Source organism: Staphylococcus sp. EG-SA-2 (assembly GCF_017152085.1).
The window spans coordinates 1-12,151 of sequence record NZ_JACYHC010000883.1 but is presented as its reverse complement, the minus strand read 5'-3'; the positions used below and the strand labels follow the sequence as shown (position 1 = coordinate 12,151).

Sequence of the window (12,151 nt, the reverse complement as noted above, 5' to 3'; positions counted from 1 at the left end):
CCACTTTTTGAAATACGCTTTAAGTGTACCTTAGGAATGATTTGGTCTGTATCGATATTGTCGTTGAAGAGAGGGACTATTTTACCTTTATATGTTGTAATAGGTTTGATTGCTGCCATTTAAACAACCACCTTTCTTACGTCCACAAATTTACCATGAATAGCTGCTGCTGCTGCCATAGCAGGGGATACTAAATGTGTTCTTGCACCTTTGCCTTGTCGTCCTTCAAAGTTTCGATTACTTGTAGATGCACAATGTACGCCCTCAGGTACTTGGTCAGGATTCATGCCTAAACACATTGAACATCCTGGTTCACGCCATTCAAATCCTGCATTTTTAAAGATAGTATCTAGACCTAATTTTTCTGCTTCTTTTTTTACTGTACGAGAACCTGGTACGACAATAGCTGTAATATTTGGATGAACTTTATTTCCTTTAACAATATGACTAGCTTCAATCAAATCTGATAGTCTAGCATTTGTACATGAACCGAGAAAAACATACCCTAAGTCGATGTCTTCAGCTTTTTGACCTGGTTCTAACCCCATATAATCATACGCACGTTGATCGTTGATATCATTGATTTCAGGGAATGGTTCACTGAAATTAACACCCATTTCAGGATTAGTTCCCCATGTCACTTGTGGTTCTAATGTTGAAACATCAAGTTCAATTACACGATCAAATATCGCGTCGTCATCAGAATATAGCTCACGCCACTTATCAACTGATTTAGCGAAGTTATCGGCAAATGGTCTCCCTTTAACATATTCAAATGTTATATCATCAGGTTGGATTATGCCGTATTTGGCACCACCTTCGATAGCCATGTTACAAATAGTCATTCGACCGTCCATTGAAAGGTTTTTAATTGTTTCGCCAGTAAATTCCAAAGCATAGCCTGTACCAAAATCAACACCATACGTTTTAATTAAATGCAGAATAATGTCCTTAGCATAGACGCCTGTTGGTAAGGTACCATTAATATCGATTTTTAAGTTTTTGGGTTTTGTTTGCCATAGCGTTTGAGTTGCGAAAACATGTTCAACTTCACTTGTTCCAATTCCAAATGCAATAGCACCAAATGCTCCATGTGTTGCTGTGTGAGAGTCACCACAAACGATTGTTTTGCCGGGCTGTGTAAGTCCTGTCTCAGGTCCTACCATGTGAACAATACCTTGTTCATCAGAGCCCATATCAAAAATATGCACCCCAAAATCTATGGCGTTTTTTTGTAATGTTGTGATTTGTTTGTTTGCAATTTCATCTTTAATATTGAAAATATCAATAGTAGGAACATTGTGATCGAGTGTTGCAAATGTTAAATCTGGGCGTCTTAATTTTCTGTTTTGAAGCCTAAGTCCTTCAAATGCTTGAGGAGAAGTAACTTCATGTATAAGGTGTAAATCAATGTATAATAGTTGCGGTTCGCCCAATTTCCCGTATAACACATGTCTGTTCCACACCTTGTCAAATAATGTTTGACCCATTTACATCTCCCCCTTAGTGATTCAATTTTTGAGATAGAATTTCGAAAATATCAGTAGTATTCAATTTGCCGCCTAAATCTGCTGTCGTTTGCCCATGTTCAATCATGTTATAAATATGTTGTTCTAATTCATCTGCAGCATCTGGTTGATTTAAGCTTTCACGTAAACACATCGCTAAAGATAGAATCATTCCAAATGGATTGGCAACGTTTTTACCTGCAATATCTGGTGCTGATCCATGAATAGGCTCATACAATCTTGGACCATCGTTACTAAAACTAGCAGAAGGTGATAAACCAAGTGAACCAGGAATCACTGAAGCTTCATCACTTAAAATATCGCCAAATAAGTTTTCACATACGATGACGTCAAATTGTTTTGGATTTGTGATTAAATGCATACTACAAGCATCAACAAGTAAGTGATTTACTGTTACTTCTGGATATAATTGACTTACTTCATTTACGACTTTGCGCCACAATTTACTAGAAGCTAATACATTTTCTTTATCAACTGATGTTAGTTTTCCTCGTCTTGAAGCGGCCAATTTAAATGCTACGTGAACAATGCGTTCTATTTCTTCTCTTGTATAAGTAAGAGAATCTAAGGCCTCGTGATTATTAAAATGTCTAGGTTCTCCAAAATAAATACCACTTGTCAATTCACGGACTATAACTAAATCTGTGCCTTCAACGCGTTCTTCCTTTAAAGGTGATAAAGAACTAGCGCCTTTGACAACGGTAGTGGGGCGAATATTTGCAAATAAATTTAAGGATTTACGCAATTTTAATAATCCTTGTTCTGGTCGATTGTTAGGATCTGTCCATTTAGGTCCACCGATTGCACCCAGTAAAATAGCATCTGCTCTTTTACACGCATTTAAGGTTTTCTCAGTTAAAGGCTCGCCGAATGTATCAATAGAGGCACCACCAAATTCGTGGTGCTCTATTTGATAATTAAAGTTATATTTATTACTTATAATTTCAAGCAATGATAGAGATCCGTTCAAAATTTCTGGACCGATTCCATCACCAGGTAGGGCAACAATGTTATAAGTCATAATTAATTACCTACCTTCTCAACATTTTCAGCTGCAAATTTAGCATGTGCTTCTACGTATGCTTTACAAGAGGCTTGTAAAATATCATGATCAATACCAAAGCCATTGACAGTCTTACCTTCAATCAATAAATTTACATGTACTTCTGCTTGGGCATCAGTACCTTCAGTGACAGAATTAATACGATAATCAATTAATTCTGTTTCTTTCTGGAAAATACGATCAACTGCATTGTAAATTGCTACGATTGAACCAGTACCAATACTTGAATCCTGGTAAATATGACCCTCTTTATCTTTAACAACAACAACAGCACTTTGAAGGCCGCTAGAGACATATTGTAGTTGTAGTGTTTCCAATTTATAAAGTGCTTGATGCTCATGCTCAGAACCTTGAATAATCGCATGAATATCTCTATCTGAAACAGATTTCTTTTTGTCCGCAATGGTCTTGAATTGTTTAAATAAATCTATTTGCGCTTCTTTATCAATGTTATAACCTAATGCTTTTAACTTCTCTGAGAAGGCGTGTTTACCAGATAATTTTCCTAATGGAAGTTCAGTCGTGCTTACACCAACAAGTTGAGGTGTCATAATTTCATATGTTTCACGATGTTTTAATACGCCATCTTGGTGAATACCTGATTCATGACTAAATGCATTTTGGCCAACAATTGCTTTATTTCTAGGCACTCGAATACCTGCATATCTTGAAATTAAATCCGATGTTTTTTTAGTTTCTTCGAGATTAAGGGCAGTTTGAGCACCATAATGATCATTTCGAACGTATAGTGCAAGCGCGACTTCTTCAAGTGCTGCATTACCTGCTCGTTCACCAATACCATTTACAGTGCCTTCAATTCGTCTCGCACCGCCTTCAATTGCAGCTAAACTATTTGAAACAGCCATTCCTAAATCGTCATGGCAATGAGCACTATAAATAATTTCATTTGAAGATGTTACAGATTCTGTTAAGGTTTTGAAAATATGTGCATATTCATCATGGTAACTGTAGCCGACTGTATCAGGAATATTAATAACTGTAGCTCCAGCGTCAACGGCAGTTTGTACACATTTCACTAAGAATGGTAATTCAGTACGCGTTGCATCTTCAGGTGAAAATTGAACAACGTCAAATAATTGTTTCGCGTATGTGACATGTTCTTTAATAGATGCTAAAACGTCTTCTTGAGACATTTTAAGTTTATGTTCAAGATGAATAGGTGATGTTGCTATAAAAACATGCACGACCGGCTTCGCTGCATCTTTTGTTGCTTCATATACAGCATCGATGTCAGATTTTTTACATCTAGCTAAACCACATACAGCCGTTGTTGTTAATGTTTGTGCAATTGCTTGAACAGATTTAAAGCTACCTGTACTTGAAGCAGGAAATCCAGCTTCAATAACATCTACACCCCATTTTTCTAATTGCAATGCAATACGCAAGCGTTCATCAAAAGTAAAATTCACTCCTGGTGTTTGTTCACCGTCTCTTAGTGTCGTATCAAAAATTTGAATATGACTACTCATATTTAACAACTCCTCATTGTAGGTCTATCTTATTTTTCAATGCTTTTAGATTTAATAAAAGGCATCATTTCGCGTAATTCACGACCAACTTTTTCAATTTGATGACCATGTTGTTCTTCGCGTAATTTATAAAATTCTTTGAATCCATTTTTATTGTCTTCGATAAAGCGATTACTGAAGTTACCATTTTGGATATCAGTTAATACAGCTTTCATATTTTCTTTAACATCTGGTGTGATAACACGTGGTCCTGAAACATAGTCACCAAATTCAGCAGTATTTGAAATTGAGTAACGTACATTTTCCATACCGCCTTCATACATCAAATCAACGATTAATTTCATTTCATGTAATACTTCAAAATAAGCTAATTCTGGTTGATAACCCGCTTCTACTAATGTTTCAAAGCCACTTTGAATTAATTTCGATACACCACCGCAAAGTACTGCTTGTTCACCAAATAAATCTGTCTCAGTTTCTTCTTTAAATGTTGTTTCAATAACACCTGCACGAGTTGCACCAATACCTTTTGCATAACTTAAAGCAATATTACGTGCTTGACCTGAAGCGTCTTGTTGAATACCAAATAGTGATGGTACAGCAGAACCTTCAACAAATGTACGTCTAACTAAATGACCCGGTCCTTTAGGAGCTACTAAAAATACATCAACATCAGCTGGTGGTTGAATAACACCAAAATGAATGTTAAAGCCATGAGCAAATGCAAGCGCATTATGTTTTTCTAAATTTGGTTCAATTTCGTTTTTGTATACATCACCTTGAATTTCATCAGGTAATAGCACCATAATTACATCAGCTTGCTTAACTGCTTCTGCAACAGGGAACACATCAAATCCATCTTCTTTAGCCTTGTCAAAAGAACGACCTGGGCGAATACCGATGACTACATCATATCCATTGTCTTTTAAGTTTTGTGCATGCGCGTGGCCTTGTGATCCATAACCTACTACTGCAATTTTTTTGCCTTGTAAAGCGTCCGTTTTTACGTCTTGATCATAATAAACTGTTGTCATAATAAATTCCTCCAAATAATTAAATGTTTTGTTTTTCGAAAATTCTGAAATATAACTTTGTAATAGTGGCAGATGTTAACTAGCAGCCTATGATTTATCTATAACTAATTAGCGCATCATTGCCTTTGTCTTAAAATTAAGCTTCGTTATCAACAAGGTCGTAGCATTCAACCGTTAAAACATTAATTTGTTGTTTTAATTTTTTAATTAATATATGAAGTGATGTATCATCTTGAATATCGACTTGAATTTCCATGTTAGAAATCCCAGGTTGTTCAGAATGTGTAACATGTAATGTATCGATATTATATTGTAGGCGAACAAAAGCACTTGTAATTCGATTTAGCGTGCTGACTTGATCCGCAACTTGTAATTTAAGAATTCTTGTCATTATAAGCCCTCCATTTCATGATTTGATTTGCCACTCGGAACCATTGGGGTTACAGCTTCAGTAGGGGAAATACGAACCTCAATTAAAACTGGTCCTTGATAAGCAAACGCTGCATCTAATTGTTCTTCCAGTTGTTCTGGCTTATCGATTAAGAAACCTTTGACGCCATATGCTTCTGCCATTTTCATAAAATCAGGTTGACCATTAAATACTGAGTGTGAGAAGCGTTGATTAAAGAACTTATCTTGCCATTGTTTAACCATACCTAATGTTCCATTATTGATTAGTACGATTTTGACATCTAAACCATATTCGGGTAAAAGTGCCATTTCTTGGTTTGTCATTTGGAAACCACCGTCACCGACGAAACATACGACTGTTTTATCAGGATTAGCTAATTTGGCACCAATTGACGAAGGAATACCGAATCCCATTGTTCCTAAACCACCGCTTGTAACCCATTGTCCGTGATTTTTAAATGGATAAAATTGAGCTGCCCACATTTGATGTTGTCCCACGTCTGTAGTAACAATTGCTTCACCATTTGTAATTTTGCCGATATATTCGATTGTTTGTTGTGGCTTACAAAATACTTGATCTTCTTCACCAAGTTTAAATGGGTGTTTCTGCTTATTATTTTGACAATGTTTAACCCAGTCACTGTGTTCTATAGTCTCAACATTTTTATCATTTAAACATTCTAAAAATCTTTTACAGTCTGCAATAATACCTAAATCTACATGAATAACTTTATTGATTTCTGAAGGATCAATATCTACATGTACAATTTTGGCGTTAGGTGCAAAGGCATCAGGTTTGCTTGCTAATCTATCATCGAAGCGGCTACCTAAATTAATGAGTAAATCACACTCAGTTAATGCCATGTTACTAGCATAAGAACCATGCATACCTCCCATACCTAAAAATAGTGTATCCTCATAAGGTACAGCACCTAGACCTAGTAAAGTAGTAACTGTTGGGATTTGATGTTTATTAACAAACTGTGTTAATAATTGATTTGATTTTGATTGATTAATACCTGCGCCGGCTAATACGACAGGCTTTTTCGCTTCTTTTAAAAGTGAGATGAAAGTGTCAATGTCTTTATTTTCTGGTTCTGTAACAACTTCATAACCTGGAATATTGATTTCGTCGCATAAATCCACATTTGTAGCTAAAACACCCATATCTTTTGGAAAATCAATCACTACAGGACCTTTGCGTCCAGAATTAGCTACATGGAAAGCTTCGTGTACGATTTTAGGGATATCTTCAACACGTTTCACTTGATAATTTTGTTTTGTAATTGGTGAAGTCATAGATAGAATATCCGCTTCTTGGAATGCATCTTTACCAATGCCTGGTGTAGCAACTTGTCCAGTGAATACAACTAGAGGTAAAGAGTCGCAATGTGCATCCGTAATACCTGTCATTACATTAGTTGCACCTGGACCGCTTGTAACTACAACGACGCCAGTTTTACCAGATACACGTGCATAACCTTCTGCAGCATGAACAGCACCTTGTTCGTGTCTTGCTAAAATATGTTTGATTTTACCATCATAAAATGTGTCGTATAAAGGTAGTACGGCACCACCAGGATAACCGAATAAATAATCCACATTTTCTTTAAGTAGAGCTTCTACTAGCACTTCTGATCCTGAACGCATGTCATTTAAAGTTTTTTCATTTAGTTGTTCAAGTTCAAGTGATTCAGCCATTTTTAAAGGGTCAATATTTTGGTTTACTTCATGTTGAGTTTTAGACATTTTAACCATCTCCAATATAAAAATAAATTAAATTAAATTCTCAGGGACTTGCATGACGCCACCTGTATTTGCGCTAGTTACTAGGGCAGTATAACGAGCTAGATAACCTGTTTTTACTTTCGCTTTAAACGGTGTTAAAGATTCTCGGCGACGCGCTAGAACATCTTCAGGCTGGTTTACGTTTAATGTACGATTTGTTAAATCAATAGTAATCTCATCTCCATCTTCAATTAAGGCAATTGGTCCACCAGATGCAGCTTCAGGGGAAATATGACCAACTGCAATACCTCTTGTGGCACCGGAAAAACGCCCATCAGTAATTAATGCAACATCTTTACCTAAGCCGCGACCAACAATAGAGGAAGTAGGTGCTAACATTTCAGGCATACCTGGTCCACCTTTAGGTCCTTCATATCTAATGACAACGACGTGGCCTGCACGAACGGTACGATTGTCTATTGCTTCAACAGCTTCATCATGCGAATTGAAACAAATTGCTTTCCCAGTAAATGTTTTGATAGATGGATCAACGCCGCCAACTTTAATAACTGCGCCTTTAGGGGCGATATTACCAAATAAGATAGATAAACCGCCTTGTGCATCATATGGTGCATCAAGAGGGTGAATGACATCAAAGTTCTTAATTTCTTTGCCTTCGTTATTTTCACGTAACGTTTTGCCAGTAACTGTGATTCTATCTGGGTGTAACGTGCCATCTTTCTTCATCAATTCATTAATAATTGCTGGGACGCCACCAGCTTCATGCACATCATGCATTGAATACGATGAACTAGGTGCTATTTTTGATAAATATGGCGTGCGTTTGGCAATAGCATTAATGCGCTCTAAGTCATAATCAATACCAGCTTCATTGGCAATGGCTAACGTATGCAGTACCGTGTTTGTTGAACCACCCATAGCCATATCAAGTGCAAATGCATCATCAATTGCTTCGCGAGTAACGATATCACGTGGTTTTAAATCATTTTTAATATTTTCAACTAATTTAAAAGCTGCTTGGCGAATCATTTCGCGTCGCTGATCACTGACTGCAAGTGCAGTACCGTTGTATGGTAATGCTAGACCTAAAACTTCCATCAAACAGTTCATTGAATTTGCAGTAAACATCCCAGCACATGAACCACAAGTAGGGCAGGCATTTTGTTCCATATCTAAAAATTCTTCTTTAGAAATCGATCCTTCTTTAAATGCGCCGACTGCTTCAAACATTGATGAAAGTGTTAATGCTTTTCCATGTGCAGATAAGCCAGCTTTCATTGGTCCACCAGAGCAAAAGATAGCTGGTACGTTTGTCCTCATGGCTGCTAAAATCATACCGGGTGTAATCTTGTCACAATTAGGAATGTAAAATACGCCGTCAAACCAATGAGCGTTAATTACAGTTTCAGCTGCATCTGCAATAATTTCACGTGATGGTAGAGAATATCGCATTCCGATATGTCCCATAGCTATTCCATCATCAACACCAATTGTATTGAATTCAAATGGAATGGCACCGGCTTCTCTAATTGCTTCTTTAGCTATATCTGCAAGCTCTCTCAAGTGAACATGTCCAGGAACAATATCAATATAAGAGTTACAAATAGCTACAAATGGTTTGTTCATATCAGTTGGACTTTTTAGCGCGCCCGTGGCATGTAAAAGACTTCTTGCTGGTGCTTGGTGATCTCCTTTTTTGATCATGTCGCTTCGCATAGTAAATTCCCCCGTAAATTTTAATGATTAATCATGTTTTATAGTAATAAAAATAAGTAATTGAAAGATAAAACATAAAAAAACGTCCCAATATTATTGGGACGTTTACAAGTCCCATTCAAACAGAAATAGGACTTAAAGCGTTTAGTAAATATTTACTAACGTTCGAGTCCTAAAGAGTATAATAAAATAATAATATTTGAAGTTGTCGGTTGATGTTCAGTATATTGATTAAGCATTTTATTATACTCCTTCCGTGAATGGTATATATCACTTTAATAGTTAGAATTGTCTAAAAATTTGATAAATTTAATTTACTATATCTGCTTTAGTATGTCAACAAATATTTTAAATTTTCTTACAATTAACTTTGAATAGATAATCTGTTTCAAAGATAAGAAATTTAAGTTGAAATTTGTTACAATATAAAGGTTAAATATAAAGTTAGATACGATTGAACAATGGATAATCATTTTTATGAATGAAAAGCATAATATAGGAGAATCAACATTGATAAAGATAAATAATTTAGATGAAATGAATCAATTTGCTATGTTTTTAGTTGAGCAATTGAAAAGTGGTGATTTGATTTTACTTAACGGAGATTTAGGAGCAGGTAAAACAACGTTAACGCAATTTATAGGAAAAGCTCTTGGTGTAAGACGTACGATTAATTCCCCGACATTTAACATCATTAAATCATATAGGGGTAAAAATTTAAAATTGCATCATATGGATTGTTATCGCTTAGAAGATTCTGATGAAGATTTAGGGTTTGATGAATTTTTCGAAGATCAGGCAATTACTGTTATTGAATGGAGTCAATTTATAAAAGATTTACTTCCAGCGACGCATTTATCTATTAACATTTCAACAATATCTGAAAATACAAGACAAATTGAGTTGTTCGCGCAAGGAGAACATTATGAACAAATTAAGGAGGCAATTATCCATGAATTCGCTGCTCATTGATACATCGAATCAACCATTATCAGTAGCATTGATGCAAAACGATGAAGTTTTAGCTGAAATAACTACGGATTCTAAACAAAATCATTCAGTGCAATTAATGCCTGCGATTAGTCAGCTATTTGAGCAGAGCAAAATAGCTAAACAGCAATTAGATGCGATTATTGTTGCTGAAGGTCCTGGTTCATATACTGGCTTACGTATCGGTGTTACTGTTGCTAAAACATTAGCGTATGCGTTAGATGTTAAATTATATGGTGTTTCATCATTAAAGGCATTGGCAGCAACAATCGATCATACTGATAAATTATTGGTTCCTGTGTTTGATGCAAGACGACAAGCAGTTTATACAGGCATATTCCAGTGGCAAAATGGTCAATTAGTGACTATTTTAGAAGATCAATATATGTCGATAGAGGCATTGCGAGCTTTTTTAGAAGATTTAAACCAACCATTTATTTATATTGGGAAAGATACTATAAAATTACAAGATGAATTACAAGGTGAAGTGATTGCGCAGCTACCAAATGCATCAGTCATGTATCAATTGATAGATAAACCTACAGACGTACATACATTTACTCCTAAATACCATAAATTAGCTGAGGCGGAACGAAATTGGATCAACAGTCAAAAGAACAATTAAACATTAGAGAGATGACTAAAGAAGATGTGCCACAAGTCTTTGATCTTGAGCGTCGGAGTTTCAATGACAGTTCTTGGACAATTGACGCATTTTATCATGAAATAGAGCAAAATAACTTTGCGAAATATTTTGTCTTAGAATTTGAACAACAAATTATTGGTTATTTAGGTTTATGGATTGTTATCGATCAAGCTCAAATTACAACAGTTGCAATCGATGATAATTATAGAGGCTATGGTTTAGGTCAAATGCTTTTAAAATACGGAATAAACTATGCAAGTCACACTTGTGATGTGATGAGTTTAGAAGTAAGAGTTAATAATAAAGTGGCACAACATGTATATGAAAATTTAGGATTTCAATATGGTGGTAAACGTAAAAATTATTATGGTGAAGGTGAGGACGCAATGGTTATGTGGGTGAATTTAAATGACTAAAGATATATTAATACTAGCTGTTGAAACAAGTTGTGATGAAACAAGCGTTAGTGTTATAAAAAATGGCAGAGATATTTTATCAAATACAGTTTTAAGTCAGATTGAAAGTCATAAACGATTTGGCGGTGTCGTTCCCGAAGTGGCAAGTAGACATCACGTTGAAGGTATAACAACAACAATAAACGAGGCTCTAGTGGATGCCGATGTATCAATGGAAGATATTGATGCCATAGCGGTTACAGAAGGCCCTGGACTAATTGGTGCGTTACTAATAGGTGTTAATGCAGCCAAAGCATTGGCATTTGCTTACGATAAGCCACTTATTCCTGTTCATCATATTGCAGGACATATATATGCTAATCACATAGAAGAGCCATTAACATTCCCGCTAATTGCACTTATTGTTTCAGGTGGACATACTGAATTAGTTTATATGAAAGATCATTTATCATTTGAAGTCATTGGTGAAACACGAGATGACGCAGTAGGTGAGGCTTATGATAAAGTGGCACGAACAATTGGTTTAAATTATCCAGGTGGTCCACAAGTTGATCGGTTGGCTGCTGAAGGTGAAGATACTTATTCATTCCCTCGTGTTTGGTTGGATAAAGATAGTTATGATTTTAGTTTTAGTGGGTTGAAAAGTGCCGTGATCAATCAACTTCACAATCAACGACAAAAAAATATTCCAATCATTGAAGCTAACGTAGCAACGAGCTTTCAAAATAGTGTTGTAGAGGTGCTTACGTTTAAAGCTATTCAAGCTTGTAAAGAATATAGTGTTCAGCGATTAATTGTTGCTGGTGGCGTGGCGAGTAATAAAGGATTACGTCAATCTTTAGCGGATCAATGCAAAGTCAATGACATTCAATTAACTATCCCAAGTCCTAAATTATGCACAGATAATGCTGCAATGATAGGCGTTGCCGGCCACTATTTGTATCAGCAAGGTCGATTTGCTGATTTAGCATTAAATGGGCACAGCAATATAGATTTAGAAGAGTATTCTGCAGAATAAAATAAACGTCAGTTATTAACATGATTACGATGAACATTATTGAAACTGTTCATAGTCTTCTGTCATGTGATAGCTGACGTTTTTATATT

12 protein-coding genes and 1 pseudogene are annotated in these 12,151 nt (G+C 35.8%); 4 read left to right on the top strand and 9 right to left on the bottom strand.

What is annotated here, in order from left to right; all coding sequences use genetic code 11:
• The 9 genes and pseudogenes from leuD to IDG60_RS15640 all read right to left on the bottom strand — a co-directional run.
• Positions 1 to 119: pseudogene (gene leuD / locus IDG60_RS15680) on the bottom strand (3-isopropylmalate dehydratase small subunit); the annotation flags it as partial.
• Entirely contained in the window at positions 120 to 1,490 is a 1,371-nt protein-coding gene (gene leuC / locus IDG60_RS15675) for a 3-isopropylmalate dehydratase large subunit (protein WP_000531823.1), read from the bottom strand.
• Between the two features lie 13 nt (positions 1,491 to 1,503).
• The gene (gene leuB / locus IDG60_RS15670) at positions 1,504 to 2,550 is read right to left on the bottom strand and encodes a 3-isopropylmalate dehydrogenase (protein ID WP_000221945.1); all 1,047 of its coding nucleotides are present in this window, start codon (positions 2,548 to 2,550) and stop codon (positions 1,504 to 1,506) included.
• Positions 2,551 to 2,552: 2 nt separating this feature from the next.
• Complete coding sequence (locus IDG60_RS15665) at positions 2,553 to 4,082, bottom strand: 2-isopropylmalate synthase (RefSeq protein ID WP_000094583.1); 1,530 nt, start codon at positions 4,080 to 4,082, stop codon at positions 2,553 to 2,555.
• 29 nt (positions 4,083 to 4,111) lie between these two features.
• On the bottom strand, positions 4,112 to 5,116 hold the full coding sequence (gene ilvC, locus IDG60_RS15660) for a ketol-acid reductoisomerase (RefSeq protein ID WP_000214552.1): 1,005 nt from the start codon (positions 5,114 to 5,116) through the stop codon (positions 4,112 to 4,114).
• A 136-nt stretch (positions 5,117 to 5,252) separates the two neighbouring features.
• Complete coding sequence (locus tag IDG60_RS15655) at positions 5,253 to 5,507, bottom strand: ACT domain-containing protein (RefSeq protein ID WP_000196911.1); 255 nt, start codon at positions 5,505 to 5,507, stop codon at positions 5,253 to 5,255.
• On the bottom strand, positions 5,507 to 7,276 hold the full coding sequence (gene ilvB, locus IDG60_RS15650; protein WP_000047811.1) for a biosynthetic-type acetolactate synthase large subunit: 1,770 nt from the start codon (positions 7,274 to 7,276) through the stop codon (positions 5,507 to 5,509). Before ilvB ends, IDG60_RS15655 begins: the two co-directional genes overlap by 1 nt.
• A gap of 27 nt (positions 7,277 to 7,303) precedes the next feature.
• Positions 7,304 to 8,992, bottom strand: a complete 1,689-nt coding sequence (gene ilvD, locus IDG60_RS15645) for a dihydroxy-acid dehydratase (protein ID WP_001255780.1) — start codon at positions 8,990 to 8,992, stop codon at positions 7,304 to 7,306.
• 317 nt (positions 8,993 to 9,309) lie between these two features.
• The gene (locus IDG60_RS15640) at positions 9,310 to 9,465 is read right to left on the bottom strand and encodes a hypothetical protein (protein WP_001789600.1); all 156 of its coding nucleotides are present in this window, start codon (positions 9,463 to 9,465) and stop codon (positions 9,310 to 9,312) included.
• A 37-nt stretch (positions 9,466 to 9,502) separates the two neighbouring features.
• Here IDG60_RS15640 and tsaE point away from each other — a divergent pair, with 37 nt between their 5' ends.
• Genes tsaE through tsaD form a run of 4 tightly spaced genes read left to right on the top strand, consistent with a single transcriptional unit; the run spans position 9,503 to position 12,062 of the window.
• A complete protein-coding gene (tsaE, locus tag IDG60_RS15635) occupies positions 9,503 to 9,964 on the top strand; it encodes a tRNA (adenosine(37)-N6)-threonylcarbamoyltransferase complex ATPase subunit type 1 TsaE (protein WP_000590805.1) in 462 nt (153 codons plus the stop codon).
• Positions 9,945 to 10,607 (top strand): tRNA (adenosine(37)-N6)-threonylcarbamoyltransferase complex dimerization subunit type 1 TsaB, encoded by a 663-nt coding sequence (gene tsaB, locus IDG60_RS15630; RefSeq protein WP_001086737.1) that lies wholly within the window; start codon positions 9,945 to 9,947, stop codon positions 10,605 to 10,607. The genes tsaE and tsaB overlap by 20 nt, the downstream gene beginning before the upstream one ends.
• The gene (gene rimI, locus IDG60_RS15625) at positions 10,580 to 11,044 is read left to right on the top strand and encodes a ribosomal protein S18-alanine N-acetyltransferase (protein ID WP_000372758.1); all 465 of its coding nucleotides are present in this window, start codon (positions 10,580 to 10,582) and stop codon (positions 11,042 to 11,044) included. The genes tsaB and rimI overlap by 28 nt, the downstream gene beginning before the upstream one ends.
• The gene (gene tsaD / locus IDG60_RS15620) at positions 11,037 to 12,062 is read left to right on the top strand and encodes a tRNA (adenosine(37)-N6)-threonylcarbamoyltransferase complex transferase subunit TsaD (RefSeq protein ID WP_000159042.1); all 1,026 of its coding nucleotides are present in this window, start codon (positions 11,037 to 11,039) and stop codon (positions 12,060 to 12,062) included. Before rimI ends, tsaD begins: the two co-directional genes overlap by 8 nt.
• Positions 12,063 to 12,151: the final 89 nt, after the last annotated feature.

What these genes read in the sequence shown, in the direction of transcription:
- leuC (WP_000531823.1), bottom strand. Translation starts at nt 1,490, where the DNA reads ATGGGTCAAACATTATTTGACAAGGTGTGGAACAGACATGTGTTATAC.
- leuB (WP_000221945.1), bottom strand. Translation starts at nt 2,550, where the DNA reads ATGACTTATAACATTGTTGCCCTACCTGGTGATGGAATCGGTCCAGAA.
- IDG60_RS15665 (WP_000094583.1), bottom strand. Translation starts at nt 4,082, where the DNA reads ATGAGTAGTCATATTCAAATTTTTGATACGACACTAAGAGACGGTGAA.
- ilvC (WP_000214552.1), bottom strand. Translation starts at nt 5,116, where the DNA reads ATGACAACAGTTTATTATGATCAAGACGTAAAAACGGACGCTTTACAA.
- IDG60_RS15655 (WP_000196911.1), bottom strand. Translation starts at nt 5,507, where the DNA reads ATGACAAGAATTCTTAAATTACAAGTTGCGGATCAAGTCAGCACGCTA.
- ilvB (WP_000047811.1), bottom strand. Translation starts at nt 7,276, where the DNA reads ATGTCTAAAACTCAACATGAAGTAAACCAAAATATTGACCCTTTAAAA.
- ilvD (WP_001255780.1), bottom strand. Translation starts at nt 8,992, where the DNA reads ATGCGAAGCGACATGATCAAAAAAGGAGATCACCAAGCACCAGCAAGA.
- IDG60_RS15640 (WP_001789600.1), bottom strand. Translation starts at nt 9,465, where the DNA reads ATGATTATCCATTGTTCAATCGTATCTAACTTTATATTTAACCTTTAT.
- tsaB (WP_001086737.1), top strand. Translation starts at nt 9,945, where the DNA reads ATGAATTCGCTGCTCATTGATACATCGAATCAACCATTATCAGTAGCA.
- tsaD (WP_000159042.1), top strand. Translation starts at nt 11,037, where the DNA reads ATGACTAAAGATATATTAATACTAGCTGTTGAAACAAGTTGTGATGAA.